At 66.0% G+C, this 23,658-nt stretch carries 25 protein-coding genes; 19 read left to right on the top strand and 6 right to left on the bottom strand.

Annotated elements, in window-relative coordinates; genetic code table 11:
* Nucleotides 1–47: 47 nt before the first annotated feature.
* The 5 genes from JWN03_RS37955 to JWN03_RS37935 all read left to right on the top strand — a co-directional run bounded on the left by JWN03_RS37955 (nt 48) and on the right by JWN03_RS37935 (nt 5,056).
* Nucleotides 48–374 (top strand): VOC family protein, encoded by a 327-nt coding sequence (locus JWN03_RS37955; protein WP_297625828.1) that lies wholly within the window; start codon nt 48–50, stop codon nt 372–374.
* Nucleotides 375–571: 197 nt separating this feature from the next.
* Nucleotides 572–1,528 carry an alpha/beta fold hydrolase gene (locus JWN03_RS37950; protein WP_297625826.1) on the top strand — a complete coding sequence of 319 codons (957 nt, stop codon included), beginning with the start codon at nt 572–574 and terminating at the stop codon, nt 1,526–1,528.
* Between the two features lie 144 nt (nt 1,529–1,672).
* A complete protein-coding gene (locus JWN03_RS37945) occupies nt 1,673–2,902 on the top strand; it encodes a helix-turn-helix domain-containing protein (RefSeq protein WP_297625858.1) in 1,230 nt (409 codons plus the stop codon).
* Nucleotides 2,903–2,996: 94 nt separating this feature from the next.
* Complete coding sequence (gene adh, locus JWN03_RS37940) at nt 2,997–4,520, top strand: aldehyde dehydrogenase (protein WP_297625824.1); 1,524 nt, start codon at nt 2,997–2,999, stop codon at nt 4,518–4,520.
* Nucleotides 4,517–5,056, top strand: a complete 540-nt coding sequence (locus JWN03_RS37935; protein ID WP_441343134.1) for a DUF779 domain-containing protein — start codon at nt 4,517–4,519, stop codon at nt 5,054–5,056. The genes adh and JWN03_RS37935 overlap by 4 nt, the downstream gene beginning before the upstream one ends.
* Before the next feature lie 172 nt (nt 5,057–5,228).
* Here the strand turns inward: JWN03_RS37935 and JWN03_RS37930 are convergent, their stop codons facing one another.
* On the bottom strand, nt 5,229–6,371 hold the full coding sequence (locus JWN03_RS37930) for an acyl-CoA dehydrogenase family protein (protein ID WP_297625818.1): 1,143 nt from the start codon (nt 6,369–6,371) through the stop codon (nt 5,229–5,231).
* Nucleotides 6,372–6,439: 68 nt separating this feature from the next.
* Here JWN03_RS37930 and JWN03_RS37925 point away from each other — a divergent pair, with 68 nt between their 5' ends.
* Both JWN03_RS37925 and JWN03_RS37920 read left to right on the top strand, forming a co-directional pair.
* Nucleotides 6,440–7,033 (top strand): TetR/AcrR family transcriptional regulator, encoded by a 594-nt coding sequence (locus JWN03_RS37925; protein ID WP_297625815.1) that lies wholly within the window; start codon nt 6,440–6,442, stop codon nt 7,031–7,033.
* Between the two features lie 95 nt (nt 7,034–7,128).
* Nucleotides 7,129–8,607, top strand: coding sequence for an FAD-binding oxidoreductase (locus JWN03_RS37920; protein WP_297625812.1), 1,479 nt, complete (start codon nt 7,129–7,131; stop codon nt 8,605–8,607).
* A gap of 5 nt (nt 8,608–8,612) precedes the next feature.
* Here the strand turns inward: JWN03_RS37920 and JWN03_RS37915 are convergent, their stop codons facing one another.
* Nucleotides 8,613–9,359, bottom strand: coding sequence for a S1 family peptidase (locus tag JWN03_RS37915; protein WP_297625808.1), 747 nt, complete (start codon nt 9,357–9,359; stop codon nt 8,613–8,615).
* A 103-nt stretch (nt 9,360–9,462) separates the two neighbouring features.
* Between JWN03_RS37915 and JWN03_RS37910 the strand changes: the two genes are divergently transcribed.
* Together JWN03_RS37910 and JWN03_RS37905 are read left to right on the top strand one after the other, a co-directional pair.
* On the top strand, nt 9,463–9,954 hold the full coding sequence (locus JWN03_RS37910) for a pyridoxamine 5'-phosphate oxidase family protein (protein WP_297625806.1): 492 nt from the start codon (nt 9,463–9,465) through the stop codon (nt 9,952–9,954).
* Between the two features lie 152 nt (nt 9,955–10,106).
* Entirely contained in the window at nt 10,107–10,802 is a 696-nt protein-coding gene (locus JWN03_RS37905; RefSeq protein ID WP_297625804.1) for a helix-turn-helix domain-containing protein, read from the top strand.
* A gap of 4 nt (nt 10,803–10,806) precedes the next feature.
* On the opposite strand, the gene JWN03_RS37900 is transcribed toward JWN03_RS37905, so the two are convergent.
* On the bottom strand, nt 10,807–11,199 hold the full coding sequence (locus tag JWN03_RS37900) for a VOC family protein (protein ID WP_297625802.1): 393 nt from the start codon (nt 11,197–11,199) through the stop codon (nt 10,807–10,809).
* 461 nt (nt 11,200–11,660) lie between these two features.
* Nucleotides 11,661–12,194, bottom strand: coding sequence for a hypothetical protein (locus JWN03_RS37895; protein WP_297625800.1), 534 nt, complete (start codon nt 12,192–12,194; stop codon nt 11,661–11,663).
* 38 nt (nt 12,195–12,232) lie between these two features.
* On the opposite strand from JWN03_RS37895, the gene JWN03_RS37890 reads away from it, so the two are divergent.
* From JWN03_RS37890 to JWN03_RS37855, 8 genes are all read left to right on the top strand, one after another.
* Entirely contained in the window at nt 12,233–12,853 is a 621-nt protein-coding gene (locus JWN03_RS37890) for a class F sortase (protein WP_297625797.1), read from the top strand.
* 276 nt (nt 12,854–13,129) lie between these two features.
* Nucleotides 13,130–14,107 carry an RNA polymerase subunit sigma-70 gene (locus JWN03_RS37885; RefSeq protein ID WP_297625794.1) on the top strand — a complete coding sequence of 326 codons (978 nt, stop codon included), beginning with the start codon at nt 13,130–13,132 and terminating at the stop codon, nt 14,105–14,107.
* On the top strand, nt 14,107–14,679 hold the full coding sequence (locus JWN03_RS37880; RefSeq protein ID WP_297625792.1) for a maleylpyruvate isomerase N-terminal domain-containing protein: 573 nt from the start codon (nt 14,107–14,109) through the stop codon (nt 14,677–14,679). The genes JWN03_RS37885 and JWN03_RS37880 overlap by 1 nt, the downstream gene beginning before the upstream one ends.
* 62 nt (nt 14,680–14,741) lie before the next feature.
* Complete coding sequence (locus JWN03_RS37875; RefSeq protein WP_297625789.1) at nt 14,742–15,479, top strand: SDR family NAD(P)-dependent oxidoreductase; 738 nt, start codon at nt 14,742–14,744, stop codon at nt 15,477–15,479.
* Nucleotides 15,476–16,231 (top strand): DUF899 domain-containing protein, encoded by a 756-nt coding sequence (locus JWN03_RS37870; protein ID WP_297625786.1) that lies wholly within the window; start codon nt 15,476–15,478, stop codon nt 16,229–16,231. Before JWN03_RS37875 ends, JWN03_RS37870 begins: the two co-directional genes overlap by 4 nt.
* Entirely contained in the window at nt 16,228–17,259 is a 1,032-nt protein-coding gene (locus tag JWN03_RS37865) for a zinc-dependent alcohol dehydrogenase family protein (protein WP_297625783.1), read from the top strand. Before JWN03_RS37870 ends, JWN03_RS37865 begins: the two co-directional genes overlap by 4 nt.
* Before the next feature lie 590 nt (nt 17,260–17,849).
* Nucleotides 17,850–18,179, top strand: coding sequence for a hypothetical protein (locus JWN03_RS37860; protein ID WP_297625780.1), 330 nt, complete (start codon nt 17,850–17,852; stop codon nt 18,177–18,179).
* A 318-nt stretch (nt 18,180–18,497) separates the two neighbouring features.
* On the top strand, nt 18,498–19,046 hold the full coding sequence (locus JWN03_RS37855) for a hypothetical protein (RefSeq protein WP_297625778.1): 549 nt from the start codon (nt 18,498–18,500) through the stop codon (nt 19,044–19,046).
* Between the two features lie 38 nt (nt 19,047–19,084).
* Here the strand turns inward: JWN03_RS37855 and JWN03_RS37850 are convergent, their stop codons facing one another.
* Nucleotides 19,085–21,103, bottom strand: coding sequence for a WD40 repeat domain-containing serine/threonine protein kinase (locus JWN03_RS37850; protein WP_297625775.1), 2,019 nt, complete (start codon nt 21,101–21,103; stop codon nt 19,085–19,087).
* A 173-nt stretch (nt 21,104–21,276) separates the two neighbouring features.
* Nucleotides 21,277–22,122, bottom strand: a complete 846-nt coding sequence (locus JWN03_RS37845) for a helix-turn-helix domain-containing protein (RefSeq protein ID WP_297625772.1) — start codon at nt 22,120–22,122, stop codon at nt 21,277–21,279.
* A 179-nt stretch (nt 22,123–22,301) separates the two neighbouring features.
* Here JWN03_RS37845 and JWN03_RS37840 point away from each other — a divergent pair, with 179 nt between their 5' ends.
* The gene (locus JWN03_RS37840) at nt 22,302–22,760 is read left to right on the top strand and encodes a cupin domain-containing protein (protein WP_297625769.1); all 459 of its coding nucleotides are present in this window, start codon (nt 22,302–22,304) and stop codon (nt 22,758–22,760) included.
* Between the two features lie 78 nt (nt 22,761–22,838).
* Nucleotides 22,839–23,645: an alpha/beta fold hydrolase gene (locus JWN03_RS37835; RefSeq protein WP_297625766.1), complete on the top strand. Its 807-nt coding sequence runs from the start codon at nt 22,839–22,841 to the stop codon at nt 23,643–23,645.
* The last annotated feature ends 13 nt before the right edge of the window (nt 23,646–23,658 follow it).

Genomic DNA, 23,658 nt, shown 5'->3' with positions numbered 1-23,658 from the left:
TGGCTTCAGCCGCGCCTCCACCAGGGTTTCATTCGGTGACGCCCCGCATGGTGGTCACTGACCAAGCAGCCGCGGTCGCGTTCCTGCGGACGGCCTTCGAAGCGGTCGGCGACGTCGAGCCGAATCGACCCACCGAAGTCCGAATCGGTGACTCGCTGTTGATGGTTTCGCCATCCGGCGAGCGCGAAGTGTTTCCAGCGTTCCTCTACATCTATGTCGATGACGTAGCCGCCACATATCAGCGAACACTGTCCGCAGGGGCCGTCACAGTCGAGGCGCCGCTCGACACACCCTATGGCGACCGCCGAGCCATGGTGCGGGACCCGTTCGGCAACGTCTATCAGATCGCCAGCCGCCTCGATATCACTGCGTGAGACCTGCTACTGCGAAAAAGGCACGGAACCATCATGTTTCGGGCCTTTTCGCGTTGGTTCGGCATCGTCACCTCGACCGTCGCCGGTCCGATCCGCTACCGAGGGGTATCAGGAGCTATCGGATACGTCGTGGGGCGTACCCGGAATGACGTCTGCAGGCGGATGTGTGCGACGGGGCGGGGGAGTTCACTCGACGAATGAGCGAGATCGGGCATAGGACTCTCCGCGTCAACGGGTTGGACATGCATGTGGCCGAGGCGGGGACGGGGCCGCTTGTGGTGTTGCTGCACGGATTTCCCGAGCTCTGGTACTCGTGGCGGCATCAACTGCCGGTTCTGGCGGGGGCTGGATTCCATGCGGTGGCGCCGGATCTACGGGGGCACGGGCAGACCAGCGCACCCACCGGGGTGGCCGGGTACGGGATGGCCGAGCACGTCGCCGATGTCGTGGGGTTGCTCGACGCCCTGGGAGCCGAGACTGCGGTGCTGGTCGGCCACGATTGGGGTGCACGCACCGTGTGGGCGGCGGGTGAGCTTCATCCGCAACGATTTCCGGGGCTGGCGGTGCTGAGCGTGCCACATTCGGCGCGGTCGGCGCGGCCGCCGGTGGAGCAGCTGCGCGAATGGGCGGGCGATCGATTCAACTGGATGCTGTATTTCCAGGAGCCGGGGGTGGCGGAGGCGGAGCTCGCGGACGATGTGACACGGACGCTGCGGCTGATGATGTACGGGCTCTCGGGCGACGCGGGCGAGCTGGGTATTCGGCTGGTGGCCGGACTGCCGCGAGATGCCTTGCTACTGAACGAGATTCCCGAGCCGCCGGGCCCGTTGTCGTGGCTCACGGCAGCGGATCTGTCCTATTACTCCGCGCAGTACCGGCAAACGGGCTTCACCGGCGCGCTCAATCGGTATCGCAATGCCGATCGGGATTGGCATCGGTTGCCGACGCTCGGTACCACCGCGCTGCGGCAGCCGGCGCTGTTCGTCGCCGGAGCGCTGGACTCCGCCGTCCGATTCGGTGATCCGACCACGATGCGCGAACGGGTGCCCGGCCTGACCGAGCTGATTCTGCTCCCGGGATGTGGTCATTGGGTCCAGCAGGAACGTCCACACGAGGTGAACGACGCGCTGCTGGCGTTCCTGCGGAGCATCTGAACCAGTCTGGTCGGCGGCGCATTATGGGAGTGACCGGCGTTACAGTGGGGGGAACGTGAAGGACAACTATTGAGCACTGTTGCGCAGGGCAGCCCGTGGGTTGCCGTTCGGCCGGAGGATGACGTCACGCAGCTGGCGGTGCGGATGTCGTTCGCGCACAGCTCTTTTATCGAGGGGGCCAGGCTGCCTTCGGTGCGGCCGAGTGGGGATTCGGTGCGGTCGGTGGTGCTGGATTCGTGGCGGCGGAGCCGTAGTAGCGGGGTCGATCCGGATGGATTCGGTGGCGCGGTCGGGATGGCCGGGCTGGATCTGCAGCGGTATCGGGCAACACATCCCACTGCGCTGATTCGTCCGGTGGTGCGGAAACTGCTGGTCGAGGATGCGGCAGATGCCGGCTTGCTGGTCGCGATCAGTGATGCGCGGGGCCGGCTGCTGTGGGTGGAGGGCGATTCGAAGGTCAAGGATCGCGTTGCTGGGATGAATTTTGTCGAGGGCGCGGACTGGAGTGAGGACCGGGTGGGCACCAATGCGCCGGGGACCGCGCTGGCTCTCGATCACCATGTGCAGATTTTCGGGGCGGAGCATTTCAGCCGGGCCGCGCACGAATTCAGCTGTACAGCTGCCCCGGTGCATGATCCATTGAGCGGCAAGGTCATCGGCGCGATCGATATCACCGGCGGCCCCCGGGTTGCGGCGCCGGAAGTGCTGGCGCTGATTCGGGCGACCGTGGTGGCGGCGGAATCGGAGTTGCGACTGCATCTGCTCGGTTCGCCCACGGTCGCCGATCCCATGACGGCGCGGTTGCAGGTGCTCGGCCCGGGCCGGCCCGCGCTCACCGTTGCTGGTGAGCGAATTCGCCTGTCGCAGCGGCATGCCGAGATTCTGGTGCTGCTGGCCGATCATCCGGAGGGCTTGAGCGCCGACCATCTGAGCATGCTGCTCGATGAGTCCGAGCTGGATCCGGTGACCGTGCGTGCGGAAATGTCTCGGGTGCGAAAGATACTGGGCGCAAACGGTTTAGCGTCCAGGCCGTATCGGCTGCTGATGGACCTGGATACCGACCTCGGCGAGGTGCGGCGGGCGCTGGCGCGCGGTGAGGCGGCGGCTGCGATGCGCGCGTATCCGGGGCCGCTGCTGCCGCGTTCGCTCGCGCCGGGCATTGCCGAGTTGCGCGCGGAATTGCACGGGCGGTTGCGCGCGAGTCTGCTGGCGGCTGGTGATCGACGCCTGCTGGCGCGCTGGACCAGCTGTGTGGACGGGCGCGACGATATTGCCGCGTGGACCGCGTATCTCGGCTCGATGGATCGTAATTCCTCGGTATATGCCCAGGTGGAGGCGCAGTTGGTGCTACTCGATCGCAAGCTGGGCATCTGACCAGCTTCATGCAACGTTGCTGCAACATGCCCACTCGTAGTGTCCTGGGTCACACCTGACTGTCATACCCGTCAGCAGATCGAGGAGCCTTTCGATGACTGTCTTCGCCCGCCCCGGTACACCCGACGCCGCGATGTCCTTCCCTTCCCGCTACGACAATTGGATCGGTGGCGAATGGGTGGCTCCGGTCAAGGGCCGGTACTTCGAGAACCCGACCCCGGTCACGGGTCAGACATTCTGTGAAGTCGCCCGCGGGACCGCGGAGGATATCGAGCTCGCCCTGGACGCCGCGCACGCGGCGGCCCCCGCCTGGGGCAAGACCTCGGTGACCGAGCGCGCGATCATTCTCAACAAGATCGCCGATCGGATCGAGGCGAACCTCGAGGCCGTCGCCCTCGCCGAGACCTGGGACAACGGCAAGCCGATCCGCGAGACCATGGCCGCCGACATCCCGCTCGCCATCGATCATCTGCGGTACTTCGCGGGTGCCGTTCGCGCACAGGAGGGTTCGCTGTCGGAGATCAACTCCGATACCGTCGCCTACCACTTCCACGAGCCGCTCGGTGTTGTCGGGCAGATCATTCCGTGGAACTTCCCGATCCTGATGGCCATTTGGAAGCTCGCGCCCGCACTCGCCGCCGGTAATGCGGTGGTGCTCAAGCCCGCCGAGCAGACTCCGGCCTCGATTCTGTTCCTGATGAGCCTCATCGGTGATCTGCTGCCCGCCGGTGTGGTCAATATCGTCAATGGTTTCGGCGTCGAGGCGGGTAAACCGCTCGCGTCCAGCCCGCGCATCAAGAAGATCGCCTTCACCGGTGAGACGACCACCGGCCGGCTGATCATGCAGTACGCCTCGCAAAACCTGATTCCGGTGACCCTCGAGCTCGGCGGTAAGAGCCCGAACATCTTCTTCTCAGATGTGCTCGCCGCGAACGACGACTACCAGGACAGCGCGCTCGAGGGCTTCACCATGTTCGCGCTCAATCAGGGCGAGGTCTGCACCTGTCCGTCGCGCGCGCTCATCCAGGCCGATATCTACGACGAGTTCCTGAGCGCGGCGGTGGTGCGCACCAAGGCTGTGCGCCAAGGGGATCCGCTCGACACCGAGACCATGATCGGCGCGCAGGCCAGCAATGATCAGCTCGAAAAGATCCTGTCCTACATCGAGATCGGCAAGGCTGAGGGCGCGACCCTGATCACCGGCGGTGAGCGCGTGGACCTGGGCGGCGACCTGTCCGGCGGCTACTACGTGCAGCCGACCGTGTTCACCGGGAGCAACTCCATGCGGATCTTCCAGGAGGAGATCTTCGGCCCGGTCGTGTCGGTGACCTCGTTCGCGGACTACGACGACGCCATTAAAATTGCCAACGACACCCTGTACGGTCTGGGCGCGGGCGTCTGGTCGCGGGACGGCGCGGTGGCCTATCGGGCCGGGCGCGATATCCAGGCCGGGCGGGTATGGACCAACACCTATCACCAGTACCCCGCGCATGCGGCGTTCGGCGGCTACAAGCAGTCCGGCATCGGCCGCGAGAACCACCGCATGATGCTCGACCACTACCAGCAGACCAAGAACCTCCTGGTCAGCTATGCCGGGAAGGCGCAGGGCTTCTTCTGATGCCTGCGCCCGCTCCCCGGCGGGTGCGTGCCACCGCGGCGGCGATGGAGCTACTCCGTCGCCTCCGCGATTCGCACGGTCCGCTGATGCTGCACCAGTCGGGCGGATGCTGTGACGGCTCGGCCCCGATGTGTTACCCCGCAGGCGAATTCGTGATCGGTGATCGCGACGTCCTGCTCGGACTGCTCGACCTGCGATTGCGAGCCGGTGAGCGGGCGGACTCCACACCTGAGCCGAATGATGTGGTGCCGGTCTGGATTTCGGGTCCGCAGTTCGCGGCCTGGCAGCACACCCAACTGGTGCTCGATATGGTCCCCGGCCGGGGTTCCGGATTCAGCCTGGAATCGCCGGAGGGATTCCGTTTCCTCAGTCGCGGAAGGGTTTTCGAACCGGTCGAGCTAGACGCCCTGAGCGCGGTCGCGGTCGTCACCGGAGCGGACTTCGAGCAGGGCGAGCGGCCCGCACCCGCCGCCGAACCCCAGGTCGTCGCCGATGCGGCCGATGCCTGCCCCATCCCCGGCCGCGGAACGCGCTGACCCCTGGATCCCGCAGGCGCCGGTGGCCATGTGCGGCTTGCAGAGGCCGTGTCCAGTGCCCGAACCTGCGACGATATACCTTGGCGGATGGAAATCGGTTGGGGTGCAACGACTCCACCTGCTACGCCGGTAACGCATCACCCCAGTGCGCGGGTGCTGCGCCGCCGGAGGATCAGCCGTCTGCCAGGCTCCTCGCGATGACGAGACGCTGAATCTGGTTGGTGCCCTCGAAGATCTGGGTGATTTTGGCTTCGCGCATATAGCGCTCGACCGGGAAGTCCTGGGTGTAGCCGTAGCCGCCGAGGACCTGGACGGCGTCGGTGGTGACCTTCATGGCGGCGTCGGTGGCAATGAGTTTGGCGACGCTGGCCTGGCGGGAGTAGGGGAGGCCGGCGTCGCGGCGGCGGGCGGCGTCGAGGTAGGTGGCGCGGGCGGAGTCGACGGCGGCGGCCATATCCGCGAGGACGAAGCCGAGGCCCTGGTGGTCGATAATCGCGCGGCCGAAGGCTTCTCGCTCCTTGGCGTAGGCGACGGCGTCGTCCAGGGCGCGCTGGGCGATGCCGGTGGCCACGGCGGCAATGCCGAGGCGGCCGGAATCGAGGGCGCTGAAGGCGATCGAAAGCCCTTGGCCCGGTGCGCCGATGAGCCGGTTGTCGGGGATGAAGGCATTGTCGTATGCCGCATTGGTGGTGGGGACGGCGCGCAGGCCCATCTTCTCTTCGGGCTTGCCGAAGGTCAGGCCGTCGGTGTCGGCGGGGACCAGGAAGCAGGAGATGCCGCGGGAGCCCTCGCCCGTGCGGGCGAACAGCGTGTAGTAATCGGCCTTGCCGCCGTTGGTGATCCACGCTTTGGTCCCGGTGATGCGGTAGCCGCAGTCGGTCTCGGTGGCCCGGCACCGCAGCGCGGCCGCATCGGATCCGGCATGCGCCTCGGACAGGCTGTAAGCGCCGATCAGATTGCCGGACAGCATCTCCGGCAGCCAGCGCTCCTGCTGCTCGGGGGTGCCGTAGACGAACAGGGGATGGCAGGACAGGCTGTGCACGCTCACCGCGACCGCCACGGCGGCCCAGCGCGCACCCAGCTCCTCGAGCACCTGCAGATATACCTCGTACGGCTGCCCGCCGCCGCCGAACTCCTCCGGATACGGCAGGCTCAGCAGCCCGGCCCGGCCGAGCGCGCGGAAGGCCTCGTCCGGATAGCGTTCCTGCTTCTCGTAGGCGGCGGCATTCGGTTCCAGGACCTTGTCCGCGATATCCCGGGTGAGCTCGATGAGGTCGCGGGCTTCGGACGTGGGCAGCAAGCGGTCGACGGGCATGGCCGAGACATTACGACCAGCACCCAATTGCGTGCAAGGCAGCACGCAATTATGGCTAGACTGACGCGGTGGTTTCAGCCCTGCCCCCGAACAAACACCAGGAGAAGAGCTTGCGTACGCGGGCGCTGCTGCTGGACGCCGCCATCGACAGCCTCGCCGAGGTCGGCTACGCCAGCGCCTCGATTGCCGATATCACCGCGCGGGCGGGTGTGACCCGGGGCGCGCAGTTGCACCACTTCCACACTCGGCAGGAGTTGTTCGCGCAGACCATCGAACACCTGACCCAGCGGCAGCAGGAGGCGTTGCAGCGGCGGGTGCGGACGCTGGGCGCGGCATCGGTGGGGGAGATCCTGGTGGAACTGGTGACCGCACCGTTCGCGGGGAAGCTGGGCAAGGCCGCGGTCGAGCTCTACGTCGGCATCGCCAATGAGCGTGAGCTGCGCCGGAATATGTTGCGCGTCCAGCACGAACTGACGGTCGAGCTGCTCGACGCGTGTGCGCAGCGCATCGATGTCTCCCCCGAACGCCTCGAATCGGCCTTCTGGCTGACCATCAATCTGGTGCGCGGCGCGACGCTGGACGAGATGGTCGGCCGGGATAGATTGCGGCGCAAGCAGGTTCTCGCCGACTGGGCGCGGATGGCCGACGGCCTGCTCGCCTGAAACGGGACGCCTTACGGCCGCGATACACCGGCCGTAAGGACGTCCTGAATACCGCCCGGCGCAGACCGGGTGCAGCCTCGGGGGAGGGCATCGCCATGGCGATGAATCGGCGGAGCATGTTGCGCGCCACCGCATTGGGTGCGGCATGCGCCGGCCTTGGACTACGGTCGATATCCGGTGGCGCACCGGAATCGGCTGCAGGGCAGGTGGATTGGAATGCGCTGCGGCAGCGGCTCACCGGAACGCTCGCGCTGCCCGCGGATTCGGACTATGCGGCCGCGAAACTGGCCTACAACCCGCGCTTCGATGATCGGAACCCGGCCGCCGTCGCGCGCTGTGCCGATGCCGCGGATGTGCAGGCGTGTGTCGCCGTGGCGGCGGAGTGCGCGCTGCCGATCGCGGCCCGCAGTGGCGGTCACAGTTACGCCGGGTACTCCACGCCCGATGCGGGGCTGATCGTCGATGTGGGAGCGATGAATTCGGTGCAGGTCGCCGCGGACGGCACCGCGACGATCGGCGCGGGCGCACGCTTGATCGACGTGTACGCGGGCGTGGCGCAGGCCGGGCGCTGCCTGCCGGGCGGATCCTGCCCGACGGTCGGCATTGCGGGCCTGACCCTCGGCGGCGGTCTCGGCGTGCTGGCGGGCAAATACGGATTGACCTGTGACTCCCTGCTTTCCGCGCAAGTTGTCACCGCAGACAGCGTCCTACGCCGGGCCGCCGCCGATTTCGAGCCGGATCTGTACTGGGCGCTACGCGGTGGTGGCGGCGGGAATTTCGGTGTGGTCACCGAATTCACGTTCCGGACGGTCGAGGCCCCGCAGCTGGCGGTATTCCAAGTTCATTTCCCCGACGGTGCGCTGACCGGCGTACTCGGCGGCTGGCAATCGTTCACCCGGTCCGCGCCGGACGAATTCTGGTCCACTCTGGGCATTTCCGCCGGAAGCCCGCCGTCCTGCCGGATCAATGGCTGCTACGTCGGGACCGAGAGCGATATGAACGCCCTGCTCGACAAGCTGGTGGCGGCCACCGGATCACAACCCACCAACCGGTACTCCTTGACCCTCGACTATCTATCGGCCATGAAGTATTTCGGCGGCTGCGCGAATTACTCGACGGAGCAATGCCATCCGAATTGGAGTGGCGGCGGAGTCCTCGGCCGGGAATCGTTCACCGCCTCGTCCCGGGTGCTGACCCAGCCTCTGGCGGACCCGAGCCGGCTCACCGACATGCTCACCGGCCGCGAGGGCATGGACATTCTCCTCGACAGCCTGGCCGGGGCCGCAGGCCGAATCGGGGCCTGCGACACCGCCTTCCCGTATCGCGGCGCGCTGGCGACCGCGCAGATCTACGTCGGCGCTACCACTCCCGAGGCGCGAACCGCGGTGAGCGAGGTGCGCGACGGGCTGGGCGGCCTGGTCGGCAATACCGGGTTCGTCAACTACATCGACCACGACCTGTCGGACTGGTCGACGGCCTACTACGGCCAGAACGCGCCTCGACTACGCCGCATTGCCGGACAGTACGACCCGCGCAGCGTATTCGGCTTCGATCAGTCGGTGACGAAGATGTGATGCCTTCAGAACGGAGCGGGCAGCCGCGTGTAGACCCCCGGGAATCCCGCTTGCGCCGCGCCCCGGCCCCACGAGGTGAGTCCGACCAGCTTTCCGTCATCGGCCAATAGCGGCCCGCCGCTGTCGAAATCACCGGTATCGGCGTCGGTCGAACCGGCGCACACCATCTCTCGTGCATCGAATGCGCCCGGATAGGCGCGGGCGCAATCCGCGCCGGTCGCGAACGGGACGATCGCGGTGCGCAGTCGCGTATTCGAGCTGTCGCTGTCGGAGGTACCACCCCACCCGAGGACGGTGCCCGAACTGCCGTGCGGCGCGCCGATTTCCACCGTCGGCCGTGCCTGCGACTCGGTCAGCGTGAGCACGGCGACATCGTGGTGATATACCAGCACCCCATCCACGACGTCGGTGCGGAAGTCCGGATCGATCCGGACGGCGGCCACGGTGGCCGTGACGCCGTCCCCGGATCGCAGATCCGAGCGCCCGAAGGTGACTGTCAGCCATTCCGGCAGCTGCTGCGCAACTTGCACACAGTGCGCCGCTGTCAGGACCTGATCGGGTGCGATGAGGGCGCCTCCGCAGAACTGGCCGGACGGGCGCACGAGGTGGGACAGCGGGCTACCGACAGCGGCAAGCCACGGGTAGGCGGTGGCCTGGACCTCGTTTCCGCCGACAACCGCGCCGGCGGACGCGGGGATGAGACATCCGATGAGTGCCGCGGTGACGACCGCAATCCGGCGAGGGAATGACACCAGCGCACCTTCCGCGATCGGACGACCAGAACGGTTCATTGAAACAGACTCGCGGCCGGTAGAAGGATCCGGCGTTGTCGGTGGCCCTGCGTATGGTCGCTGTATGACGTCTTGGACCGAATTCGTCGAGGCCGCGCCGCGCATCGCCGAGATCTTCACCCGCCGTCACGCCGCCACCGGCAATCTGTGCCTGCTGGCCACCCTGCGCGCGGACGGTTCCCCGCGCATCAGCCCGCTGGAACCGCGCGTTTTCGAGGGCGAACTATGGTTGGTCGGTATGCCCGGCACCACGAAATTCCAGGACCTGGCTCGCGACCCGCGCTTCTGCCTGCACACCGCCACCGTCGATACCGAGGTCACCGACGGCGACGTGAAGCTGTTCGGCGCCGTGCGTGATGTGCAGGATCCGGCGCTGCATCAGCGCTGGGCGGAAGACCTCTTCGCCGAATCCGGTTTCGATCTACGCGGGCAGACCTTCGGCCAGTTCTACGCGGCGGATATCACCGGCGCCTCCGCTGTCGAGGTCGGGAACGACCATATGGACGTCACCATCTGGAAGCCCGGGCAGCCGGAACATATGGTGCGCAAGCACTGATGGGGACGATGTCGCGACGGCATGACATGCAATATTGCAGTGAATGCAATACGGCAGGTGAGGCATTCACGCACGACGTGTCGAACAAGGCCTCTCGCAACGGGTTTCGCGAGTCGCGACCTGCGGATTCTCGCGGCGCCTCGGATGTGCATGTGCCGCAGGACTATCGGGAACGTCCGTCCGCCATTCTGGGCGCGGTCGTATGGACACGCGATATCACCGCCGACTCGACAACCCCGGTATTGCCGGACGGCTGTATGGATCTGCTCTGGCTCAACGACCGGCTTATGGTGGCGGGCCCCGACACTCGCTCACATCACCCGAGTGTGGGTGGCAACCCGCGAGTGTCCGGCATCCGCTTCTTCCCCGGCACGGCTCCCACGCTGCTGGCAGTCCCCGCGCACGAACTCCGCGATGCGCGAGTGGATATGGCCGCCGTCTGGAGTCCCGCCGTGCACGGCCACGCCGTCGATCTCCTCACCGCCGCACCCACTCCCGCGGCCGGTTTGGAAGCGATAGCCCACTGGCGCGCTACCGACGTCGATCCCGTGGCCCCCGCCATGATCCGTATCGTGACGGAACTCCGCGCGGGCACCAAGGTTGCCGATCTCGCCGACACCCTCGGCCTCGGCACCCGCCGCCTGCACCGAATGTCCCTGGACGCCTTCGGTTACGGCCCCAAAACCCTCGCCCGGATCCTCCGCATGCAACAGGCTCTGGCCCTGGCCCGCTCGGGCACACCCCTGGCCGCGACCGCCGCCCTGGCCGGCTACTCCGACCAATCCCACCTCTCCCGGGAAGTCAAAGAACTGGCCGGAGTTCCGCTGACCCACCTGTTACGCCGGTAGCCCATTACCCCAGCGGCGCATACAAATCCACCCCATTCCCATCCGGATCATGCACGGTCGCATAACGCTGCCCCCAAAACGCATCGAACGGCTTCAACTCGCCGTGATACCCCGCCCCCACCAATTCCTCGAATGTCGCATCAACCTGGCCGACTGCCCCGCACCGGAATGCCAACCCGATCCGCCCGCCCCCACTCCTGGCACGCCACTCGGGATGGAACGACCGAACAGTCGCCTCACTATCCAGCGCCAGCCTGATCCCACCCGAAACTGTCGCCTCCACATGAGGTTCCCCCTCGGCCCCCTCCGCGAATTCGAGCCCGAGCCGCCGATAGAACGCCACCGCCGCCCCCATATCGGCAACAACAATCCCGATCACATCCAGTTGAAGAGTCATACCCGAACCGTAGGCCCGCGCTGACCCCGCTGTCTTGAAGAAATCGGACGCAGCGAGGTCAGCCGGCGGCCGCCGGCTTGCGTGGGGGTGTAGGGGATTGAGCAAACGTCCAGTATTGATTGCTCCCTGATTGCCATAGCCTTCGGAATTTGGGGCAAATCGAGGTAACACAGGGGGCGATACATTCGAAGGAGGGGCATCGGGTTACAACGTATGGAAGTGAATTCATCATGTCGGCAAGGACATTTACGGTCGCGGCGGCCGTCGTGGCGGCCGTTGCCTTATGCGCGTCGTCGGCCGTCGCGGATCCCGCCACGACCACGGCACCCGCCCCGGGCATCGGTCTGGGTGTTGACGTCGGCATCGGCGGCAATGGCGGGGCGAACGCCGGGGGCGGCGCTGTGACCACGACACCGGGTGCGGCGGGCGGGGGCAACGGATCTCCCGGTGGGGGAGTCGGGCTAGGCATCGACGTGCACGCCGGGGGCGGGCTCAGCGGCAATGGCGGTGCGACCGTTCAACCGAGCGTCGGCGCGAGTCCGGGCGGGAACGCCGGGGGTGGCGTACAGGCCGGCGGCGGAGTGCAGACCGGGGGTGGTGTGCAGGTCGGCGGGACCGCCGGAGGTGGCGTTCAGGGCGGTGGCAACGGAGATCTCGGGGGAGGCGTGCAGATCGGTGGAGACGCGGGTGGTGGCGTGCAGACCGGGGGAGGTGTGCAGATCGGTGGGACTGCCGGCGGTGGTGTGCAGGTAGGCGGAAACGCGGGCGGTGGTGTACAGACCGGTGGTGGTGTGCAGGCCGGTGGTCTGGGTGGCATCGACCTGCTGGCCGCCGGCGCTGGAGCGGCCGGACCGGACACGGTGTACGGCATGACTATTCCACCGGCTGCGACCGTCGGCATCAGCGGCGGCCCGGCGGTCACCGACCAGGTCCCGGCGGGCGGATACGTGATCCCGAAGGGCGCGCCGGAAACCGGTGCGGGCGGTATGGCGCACGCGGTGAGCGCACAGTGATCACCACAGACGCAAACACCATGGGCACGCGGAGAATCCGCCGGACACCGCTCGCTGCTCTCGCCGCCGCGGTGGCGATTATCGTGACCCTCGTCGCGGGCTGCACGTCTTCCGACAAGACAAATACGGCGTCAACCACGACTGTCGCGGCATCATCTACCACCGGTGTGAAGACGGCGGCGGCGATCAGCCGCTCGACTCCGGTGTCGTTCACCATTACCTCGATCAAGGCGTCCGGTTCGCTGATCTCGTTGGGCCGCAACACCGATGACTCGGTCCAGGTCCCCGCGGACTACCAGCAGGCGGGCTGGTATCAGCAGGGACCCGCCCCCGGCGAGCAGGGCTCAGCAGTCATCCTCGGCCACGTCGACTCCTACCAGGGCACCGGCGTGTTCTTCTCCCTCAAGAAGGTGAAGGCCGGTGACATGATCGATGTGACCCGTGCGGACGGGAAGACCGCGCATTTCAAGGTCACCGATGTGCGGATGTATCCCAAATCCCAATTCCCCGACCAACTCGTGTTCGGCCCCCGCGGCGGCGCAACCCTGCAGGTGGTCACCTGCGGCGGCGATTTCGACCAATCCGCGAAGAGCTACCTCTCCAACGTGGTCGTCTTCTCTTCCCTCGACTCGGTCACCTAGGCGCTCTGCACGTGTGGCAGCCCACCTCCGGGGAGCTCGATCCGCGTCTCTGAAGTCAGAACGAGCAATCGGTCTGCCGTCCGGCCCAGCCGCCCTTCACCGCTGCCGTGTCTATCGCCGCGAACAACTGTTGCGTTTCGAGATCAGGCGGCTGTGAACAGCTTTGGCTGGTGTGTGGTGCTGCGGGCGGCCGATGGCCGTCGGGCTCGATCCGCGATGAGTTTCGGCCGCCGGAAGTGTCTCTATTTCCAGGCCGAAAGAATCGAGGAGGTCGACGTGGATACACCGGTCGCCGATACCGGGGAGTTCATGACTCTCGCCCAGCAGTTCCGCCCCGAGTTGATCGCTCACTGCTATCGCATGCTGGGCTCACCCGAGGAGGCCGAGGATCTGGTGCAGGAGACGTACTTGCGGGCGTGGCGTGGGTATGGGCAGTTCGAGGGGCGCTCGTCGCTGCGGCTTTGGCTGTACCGGATTGCGACCAATGTATGCCTGCGTGCCCTGGAACAGCGTGGTCGTCGGCCGCTGCCGTCCGGGTTATCCGCTCCTGTAGGCGATTTCGAGCGGTACCCGGCAGCAGCTGTGCCGGGCACCCGATGGCTCGAGCCGATTCCGGACCACATGTTCTCCGGCGATCCTGCCGTCATTGTCGATACGCGCGGCGGCGTGCGGTTGGCGCTGGTGGCGGCTATGCAGTTGTTGCCGGCCCGGCAGCGGGCGATCTTGATTCTGCGCGAGGTGCTCGAATTCTCCGCCGTCGAAACCGCTGCGGCGCTGGGGACCACCGTGGCGGCGGTGAACAGCGCGCTGCAGCGCGCCCGGGCTGCGCTGGCCGCGGCGGGTGCTGTTCTCGAGCAGATCGACGAGCCGCCCGAACCGCAGCGGCGCGCGCTGCTCGACCGCTATGTGCAGGCCCTGGAGTCGGCCGATTTCGCCGCCCTGCACACGGTGCTGCACGACGACGCGATGCTGGAAATGCCGCCCTCGCCGGATTGGTTCGCTGGGCGCGAGCGGATCGTGCGCTTCCTGGAGTCGCTGGGATGCGCGCCTGGCCATTTCCGGATGAGGTACGCGTCCGCGAACGGCCAAGCGGCCCTGGGTCAGTACCGCCGCGGTGAGGACGGTCGCTATTACGCGTATTCGCTGCAGGTATTCGGCATATCCGAGGCGGGCATCAGCCATATCGTCGCGTTCTTCGACGCCGGTATCTTCCCCTCGTTCGGCTTGGATCCGATTCTCGACAGAGCGTCCTGATGGTCGGTGGTGACCTGCTGGAGCGCGCCGTCGGGTTCGCACTCGGCAGCCTGGCCGCCGTGTCGGACGCGGACTTGTCACGCCGAACACCCTGTAGTGACTGGGATTTGGTGATGCTGCTGCGACATCTCGAGGACTCTGTCGACGCCGTCTGCGACGGAATCGAGCAGGGCCGCATCGACCTGGGCGCCGATATTCCAGCTGCGGACGATCCCCTCGGGGCCGTCCGCAGCGGACTGTGCCGACTGCTCGGCGCATGGTTGTGCGCGAAGTGCGACGCGATCACCGTCTGTGGTCTGCCATTGTCGACAGTCGTCCTTGCCGATATAGCTGCGTTGGAGATCACCGTGCACGCCTGGGATATCGGCAGCGCCTGCGCCGACCCGCGAACCATACCCACGCCGCTGGCGACCGAATTGCTGTCCGTCGCCAGGGTGGCCGTCACCGGCCGTCGCGATCCCCTGTTCGGTGCGCGAGTTCCGGTTCCGGCTTCGGCCTGCCAGAGCGATCGGCTCGTCGCGTTCTTCGGCCGCGATCCAGCTGTGTGGAAATTGCCTTCGGCACAGCGATGAGTGCCACGGCGGTTGCGTATCTCTATTGGCAGAGAACGTAATCCGACGAAGGAGATTTCATCATGGTTCACATCTCAGGTAGTGCGGTGCTGGTGACCGGCGCCAATCGCGGCATCGGCCGAGCACTGGTCGAGGAGGCCTTGAGCCGGGGCGCGCGACGCGTCTACGCCGGGACCCGCGAACCGTGGACGCACCCGGACACGCGAGTGACACCCTTGACCCTGGATATCACCGACAGCGATCAAATCCGCAGTGCCGTAGGCGCTGTCGAATCACTCGATGTCCTGGTGAACAATGCGGGCATCGCACTCTACGACGATCTGGATGATCGCTCGGCCATCGAGCGGCAGCTCGTCGTCAACCTGTTCGGGCCCTTCGAGATGGCCCGGGCCTTCCAACCGCTGCTGGCTCGATCCAAGGGCGCGATCGTCAATAACCTGTCCTTGGCCGCGCTGGCGCCGATGCCGATCACACCCGCCTACTCGATCTCGAAGGCCGCGGCCTTCTCGCTGACGCAATCGCTGCGCGTGCGGGTGGCGGACCAGGGGGTGACAGTCCATGCGGTGCTGACCGGCCCCACCGACACCGACATGAACCGAGGCTTCGACATCCCGAAGACCGCCCCGGAGGCCGTCGCACGCGCCATCTTCGACGGCGTCGAGAAGGGCGAGGAGGAGATCTTCCCGGATCCCATCTCGCAAGCGATCGCCGACGGCTGGCGCAATGGTGTGGTGAAGGCACTCGAGCGTGAGTTCGCCCAGCTCGCAGGAACACCCATCCCTGATGAGGCAACCCGATGAATACTCCACCGATCGTCTCGGCGGGGGAGTGGGACGCTGCGCGGCAAGAACTCCTGGTCAAGGAGAAGGAGCTCACCCGCGCCCGTGACGCACTCGCCGCGGAACGCAGGCGCATGCCGTGGGTGGCCATCGACCAGCCCTACGAATTCGACGGACCCACCGGCAAAGTCGGCCTACTCGACCTGTTCGAAGGCCGCCGTCAGCTGATCGTCTACCGTGCCTTCTTGGATCCCGGCGTGGACGGCTGGCCCGACCACGCCTGCCGCGGCTGTTCCATGATCGCCGACCAGGTCGCGCACCTCGCCCACCTGAACGCTCGCGACACCACGCTCGTCTTCGTCTCCCGGGCACCGCAGCCCGATATCGACCGCGTCAAGGCACGGATGAATTGGACCATGCCCTGGTACACCCTCATCGACAGTTTCGACACCGACTTCGGCGTCGACGAATGGCACGGCACCAACGCCTTCATTCACGACGGCGACCGCGTGTTCCGCACCTACTTCATCAATAGCCGCGGCGATGAAGCGATGGGCAGCACGTGGAGCTACCTCGATATGACCGCCCTCGGACGTCAGGAGACCTGGGAGGACTCCCCACAGGGTTACCCGCAATCCCCGGCCTACGAATGGTGGGACTGGCACGACCACTATCGCAGCGAATCGAGCCAGTGGTGGCCCGAGCGCACCGATGAGGACCGCAACCCCGGCGACCCACGCCCCCGCACCGTGAAAGAGGGCACCGCCCAGTGAACGCTGCTGCGTACCACCTCACCCCGCGGCGCGGCCTGGACGGGCTGACCAGCGTGCCGCAGCAACCACCCGAGCCCGGCCCCGAGCAGGTCGTCATCCGAGTCAGCGCCGCCTCGTTGAATCGACGCGATCTGGTACTGATGGACGGTGATTACCCGCTCGATCCGACACCTGGAATCATCCCGCTGTCCGATGGCGTCGGCGAGGTGATTGCTATCGGAGACAACGTCACTCGGGCTGTCATCGGCGATCGGGTGACCGCTACCTACTTCATCACCTGGATCGACGGACCACTGCGCATGTCCATGGCCGGCCGGCAGTACGGCGTGAACCATAACGGCATGCTGGCGACCTTCGCTGTGCTGGAGGAGGATTCGGTCGTCCACGTCCCGGTACACCTGACAGATATCGAGGCAGCCACTCTCGCCTGTGCCGGCACTACCGCCTGGGCAGCGCTGAACACCCCTGTGCCCCTGAGCGATACCGACATGGTGCTGGTGGTCGGCACTGGCTCGGTAGCACTGTTCGCCCTGCAATTCGCCCATGTCCTCGGCGCCCGCACCATCGCAGTCACCTCCTCCTCCGAGAAGGCCGAACGCCTCCGCAAGCTTGCGGTGGACGAGGTCATCGATCGCACCGCCACCCCGGACTGGGAGCACCTCGTGCGCGCGCTGACGGATGGCGACGGTGTCACCCATGTCGTCGACACCGTCGGCATGCCCACCCTGGCGAAATCCATTCGGGCCGCGGCACTCAACGCACAGATCACCGTCCCGGGCACCTTCCCCGGCCCGCCCGGCGGACTGGGCCCGGAACCCTTCGGCGGCAATTTCGTCTCGATTCGCCGCATCGCCGTCGGCAGCCGAACAACAATGGAAGAGATGGTTCATTCCATCACCGAACATCGACTCCACCCCGTCATCGACCGCGTCTTCCCCTTCGTCGAAGCGCCCGACGCCTACCGCTATTACCGCACGGGAAACCCGTTCGGAAAGGTGGTCGTCACCATCGGAGAAGGGCACTCGTGATGAGGATGTGCTCCTGTTGACGCTCGAACATTGATCACCGTCCGCGGGGCCGATACCGCCGTCCGCACCGAGGTCCTCGGCGAGAACAAGCCCGCACGACGGTCGTACTCGCGGGGATCTTCGACCCGCAGCGGCTGCTCGAGATCGAGGTCATTGCCGCAACTGGTTGCGGTGGTGAGGAATTCGACAGCAGCTGTCGTCGGGCGATGACCCGCCGATCGGCAGGGTTCGTTCAATTGACGGCCGATCCACCGGACCGGGACGGCGGTTGGATCCGGCGACGAAGCAGTAGCTGTGTTGTTCGAACCTGTCGGGACAAGGCGCACGGCGGTGAGAACGAGAATCTCCAGGTTCGCACCAATGTCCTGATCGCTCGCACCCGCGCGAGAGGTTTGATGGATAGGGCCGTGTGACGGGTCTAGACTGTGGGTGGACCGAGCATCGATCTTCTGTGGGCCATTCAGCAGTGGTCCCGGACCCTATGCCACGGTCACGAATCCGCCAGTAGAGCGCAATGTGCGTGGTTGCCACGTCGGTCGAGGGTGCCCCTTCCTGACGCTTTTATGGCCGTGCCGAAATGAGGTATGGCCATGACTATTTCCGAGAAGGCACCCCTACGACACCGGTTGGCTCGGGCTCTTGTGATGGGCTCGCTCGTTGTCTTGCCGATCGGCTTCGCCGCACCCGTGCTGGCCGCGCCGCTGACGTTGGTGGACAACAACGACAACGACAATGGTTGGCGCCAGGACTGTGATCACTCCGGCCAGTTCAGTTGGCAACAGGACCGCGGGCAGTGGCGGATGAGCGACTGCGACCAGGGTCGTGGCCACTGGGAGAGGCGGGGCAACGACTGGCAGTGGCACCACGACCATGATGATGCCCCGGCTCCGGCACCCTGGAACCCGTTCGGCAGCCTCTGAAGTGGTTCCCGGCCACCATCCCGCGCACCACGTTGCGCGCGGGATGGCTGAGGGCTGTCGTTCTCGCGATAATCAGTCGTCCGGACCCACCGCGCCGGGTTCGTCATGGAGCTGAGGACTGAATGGCTAAAACTATTGGGAGACATGACCCAGGGTCTGCGGCTGCGGTCTGCGCAAGCAGGGGTCGAGTGGCGGACCAAGACGCCGACGCATCCGTCGGCCTGGCGACTGTGTGATCAACACACCCCGAGGGCGCGCAAGCTGAGTAATATCGGGGCGGTCGATGCGAGGGGGGTCATGAATCCTGTTGGTAACTCTATGTTTCGGGACCACACCGGTGCGATGGTCGTGCGCTTCGCGGCCGGGCCGCAGACTGCGGTGCGTATCACGCGCGGTGAACTCTGGATGCGCTGGCGAAGTCCGTGGCTGTGGTTGATCGCAGCGGGGGTCGCCGCGATTGCCATGATCTGCCTGGTGCTCAAGATGGCGGCCCGTCCGTCCGGTCCGGGCTTCACCAGCTTCACGTGGGGCAGTGGCACCGCCGTACTTGTTGCCGCTGCCACGATCTACGTCGTGGTATTGCTCCTGTTCGGGATGTTCTCGATGCAGGATGCGCGGCACGGATCACAGCGGGTCCGCAGGTTCGCGAGTCCGGGGATGGTATTGCAGGCCAGATATCTGAGCGACGGCATGGAGATGACGACCCCGCTCGGGACGAGGACGTATTTGTTCGCGGACTTCCGCAAGCTTTCCGTCGACACACACGTCGTGACGCTGACAGCCGCCAGCCACTGGCTGGTGCTGCCCCGTGAACTTGTTCCTGCTCAGGCGATTGCGTACCTCGAACGTTCGGTTGCCCAGGCGTAAGGGTGTCCGGCGGGGCGGGCGCCGCTCGGGTGTTCTGGTCAGCTGAGCTTCCATACGCTGAGGACCTTGCCGGCACCCGCGATGGTTTTGCCGTCCTGACTGAAAGCAAGGTAGTTGACGGTGTGATTGGTGCCGGTGGTGAGATGTGCGACGGCACTGCCGGATTCGGCGTCCCACAGCGTGACGGTGCCGTCATTGAATCCGCCCGCCACCACCCCTCCGGAACCGAACGCGATGCACGTCACCCCGGACGACGTCGGGGCGACGGTCCGGGTTGTCTGCCGAGATGCGATGTCCCACAGCGTGAGCCGCCCGTCGGTGCGCAGGCTTGCCAGCGTCTTCCCGTCGGGGCTGAATGCCAGGGCTTGCCCACGGGAATTGGTCTGGGCCAGGGTGGTGATGGACTCCCCGGAGGAGGCATCCCACAGCTGTAGGTAGCCGTCATCGACGGTGTTGTTCGGGTTGCCGTTCCCGGTGGCGCTGGCCAGGATCCGTCCGTCGGGGCTGAATGCGAGCTGGTCGACCCAACTGTCGCCGGTGGTGGTGAGCGTGGTGCGGCTGGTTCGAGTGGACAGATCCCAAATCCTGATGGATGGCATGTCGTAGGTCGATGCGAGCGATCTACCGCTGGGGTCGAAGGCTATGGAACCGTTGGCGCCGTTCCATGTTATGGGATCGATGTACGGCAGGGTGGTTTCGGCACCGTCCCCGAGGCCCCACAGACTTATTGTTCCGTCACCATTGCCGACGGCCAGGACGGACCCATTCGGACTGAAGGTGAGGGACAGCGCGGCGGTGAAGCGAGGATTCCAGGCGATGACCTTGTCGAACGGTGTCGACCACGGGTTGACAGGGTGATGTGTGAAGGTTGTGGTCGCCTGCCACGTCGCCGTATCCCAGAGCGTGGCAGAACCGTCCTCGCGGGCAGCGGCGAACACTGTGCCGCCCGGGTTGAAGGACATCGCGACCGGTGTGGCGCTGCTCCCACCGGACAGTGTCAGCGGGCCCCGCACCCGCGGAGCGCTGTGACCGGCAGTAGGCGAAAGTGAAGTATTGGCAGCCGAATCCGATTGATGCGCAGACGGTTTCAGGACCAGCGCCACCGGAATCGCACCTGCGGCAGCGATTCCCAGGCCAGTAGCCAGAATTGCGCGCCGGCTCGGCCGCCGCCGGCGCTTCGTTTCCGGGTCGGCCGAATCCGAAGTGAAACGAAGGTCCGGAACGGTCGAAGCAATGACCGTCGGCTCCTCTGGAGTGAACCCGGCGCGGCCGGCCACCAGCATCCGTGCCGCCGCCGCATTCGGACGCCTCGCGGGATCCTTCTCCAGCAGTGCGACAACGAGGTTGGTCAGATGGCCGGAGTAGCGCGGTGGCACGGGGTGCTCCATGATCACCGCCGACATGGTTGCCGCAGGCGTCGCGCGAGCGAACGGTGAAGCGCCCTCGGTCATTTCGTAGATCGTCACGCCCACGGCGAACAGGTCTCCGGCCGGCAGATCCTTGCCACTGAGTCGTTCGGGGGACATGTAGCGCAATGTTCCGGTGAGCACTACCTCGGTGGTGGTGCTGTATTGCTTGGCGATACCGAAGTCGGTCAGCAGCACGGTGCCGTCGTCGGCGAGCATGATGTTCGCGGGTTTGACGTCGCGGTGCACGATTCCGGCGGAGTGCGCGGCGTAGAGTGCCTCGAGCACCGCGGCGGCGATCCTGCCGGCTTCTTCCGGACGGAGCCGGCCGCGGACTTCGAGCTCCTGCTCCAGGGTGCGCCCATTGACCAATCGCATGACCAGCCAGGGTTGCCCGGCCCCGGTGACGACGTCGTATACCGCGACGATATTGGGGTGATTGCGCAGCCTGGCGGCATTGCGCGCCTCGCTTTCGGCCTGCGCGATCGTATTGCTGCGTTCGGCATCGGTCGAGGACGGATGGAGCTGGACCTCCTTGATCGCCACCTCGACGCCGAGCTTCTCGTCGAAGGCGCGCCATACCCGGCCGTTCCCGCCTACCCCGAGGACGGACAATAGCCGGAATCGTTCCCCGACCACCTGCTGCGACATTGTTGATCCCACCCACCCGCTACATATCGGCCCCCATAACCGATTGCGTACAGGCTAACCGGTTTTCAGTGCGATACGAACTACGCCGAGATCGGCGAGGCGTTGCACCACCTTGCGGCTACTAGGTGCGAGCTGGCGAAGTCCGGACCGAAGTACAGGGCGTCCTGTCATCGCTATTGGGGGTAATGCAGTCCGCGGTGGTGGTCGTCTGTGAGCGCCGACAAGCGGTGTGCGGCGCGGGTGCCCGGCTCGGCGGTGAAGACGACTATCCTGAGGTCGCCATTGGGGACCGCCAGCATGTTCGCGTCAAGTTCGATCGAGCCGACGGCTGGGTGGTGGGTGATTCCGCGGGTGCCGCCGAGCTTCGTGGCCGACGCACTGGACCACAGGTCGTCGAAGAATCTGTGCGTGGTGCATAGCTCGGCGACGAGTTTCGCCAGGTTCTCATCGTAGGGGTAGCGGTCCGCGGCCTCACGCAGATCGGCCACCAGGGAGGTCTTGAATTGTCTTGCCTGGGCGTCGGATTCCCAGACGAAGTTGGCCGGTTCCATGAAGAATCGCCAGGCCATATTGCTGCCGTGGCTGCCATACGGCGCCGGGTCCCCGAAGAGGCGAATGCCGGGTGTGTTGTACGCCAGCAATGTCCAGCCCGCGTCGTAGATCGCGGTGGGCATATCGAACCGTTCGAGCAGTTGCCGTGTCGGCGCGTCGACGGTGTGCGGCCGCTCGCCCGGTTGGACGATCGTATGTCCGGTCAGCGCGCACAGTTGCTCGTATTCGGCTTGTGACAGTCGCAGTACTCGTGCCAGTGCGTTGATCACCGATGCGGACGGGCGACTGCGGCCCTGCTCGAGGCGTTTTATGTAATCGGCCGAGACCCTGCTCAGTTCGGCGAGCTCTTCGCGGCGCAGGCCGGGGGTCCGGCGCTGCCCTGTCGCGGGGAGCAGGCCCAGATCAGCGGGCGACACCCGGTTGCGGTACTCGCGAAGAAGCGAGCCGAAGCTGTGCGAGGTCCCCATGGCTGTTCCGTGTCTGTCCTGGTATACGAGCAAATCCACTGTACTCCATGGCATCTCGCCGGGCTCTGTGGTTGAGGGTGGGACAGCCTGGCCCTGGCTGCGCCTTGCCTGCTCGCGCGACGCTTGTCCAATCAACCGTTCAGGAACCTTCGTGGACGGTCCCCGGCAAGGAGACCAATATGGACGACGTTTCGGTAGTAGGCCCCGACGACGGGGAAACCATCCAGCTCGGAACGACCCGCATGCGGATTCTCGAGGACGGGTCGACCACCGGCCACCGCCTCGGAATCGGTGAGATCACCATCGCCCCGCACACCGACGGGCCGCCGCAACACCGGCACGCCCAGCATGACGAGGGCTTCTACGTGGTGTCCGGCACGGCACGGTTCACCGTCGGCGACACCGCATACGACGCGCCCGCAGGCACATTGGTGATGGTCCCGCCGGGCGCCCCGCACACCTTCGCCAACCCGACCGACGAGACCACGGTCATGCTCAACACATTCACCCCGGACCTGTACGTCCGGTACTTCCGGGATCTGCGCGACATGATCGCCGAAGGCCGGCCTCTGACCCCGGCCGCGCAGATCCAGGCCATGAGCCGCTATGCCACCGAACCGGCGACCGATTTCGCCTAGCACCACCTCACAATTCGACCAACTCAGCCCGAGCTGCCTGCATGGCAACGGGATTCACCACGCTCGAAGAGAGATCTCATGTCCACCAAAACGATCCATACCGTGACTCTCGCAGGGATCGGACCGGTCGAGCTGACTGTCGCCGAATACGGTGCCGGGCAACCGTTTCTGCTGCTGCACGGCGGGGCCGGACCGCAATCGGTGAACGCGTTCGCGGAACTGTTCGCCACCACCAACGCCGTGCGCGTGCTGGTCCCGGTCCATCCGGGCTTCGATGGCACCATCCGTCCCGAAAACCTCAGCGGTGTCACCGCTCTCGCCGCGCTCTACGATGCGCTGCTCGAGCAGCTCGACCTGGCCGATGTCACCGTGATCGGCAACTCCGTCGGCGGCTGGATCACCGCCGAGATCGCCTTGCTGAAGAACCCGCGGGTCAGCGGCATCGTGCTCATCGATGCCGTCGGCCTCGACATGCCCGGACATCCGGTCGCGGACTTCTTCTCCCTGACCATGGATGAGGTCTTCGCGCTCAGCTTCCACAACCCGGACCCGTTCCGTTTCGACCCGGCGACTTTGCCCCCGGCGGCGCAGGCCATTGCCGCGGGTAACCGGGCCGCGCTCGCCGCCTACGCGGGCGCCTCGATGACCGATCCTGGCCTCTCCGAACGTCTTGCGGGCCTGGAGATTCCGACCCTCGTGCTGTGGGGCGAGAGTGATGGAGTCGTCGATGTGGAGTACGGCCGCGCGTACGCGGCGGCCATTCCGCTGGCCAGGTTCCAGCTGCTGCGCGGCACCGGCCACTCCGCGCAAATGGAAACACCCGATCAGGTGCTGCGCGCCATCTGGGATTGCGCGGACACCGACTTCTCCGCCTTCGCCCGCTGACCACCGACCTTCG

The organism is Nocardia sp., from assembly GCF_025465275.1.
In the GTDB taxonomy this organism is placed as follows: Bacteria; Actinomycetota; Actinomycetes; order Mycobacteriales; family Mycobacteriaceae; genus Nocardia.
The sequence above is the reverse complement of the archived record's forward strand: the minus strand, read 5'-3'. Positions and strand labels throughout refer to the sequence as shown.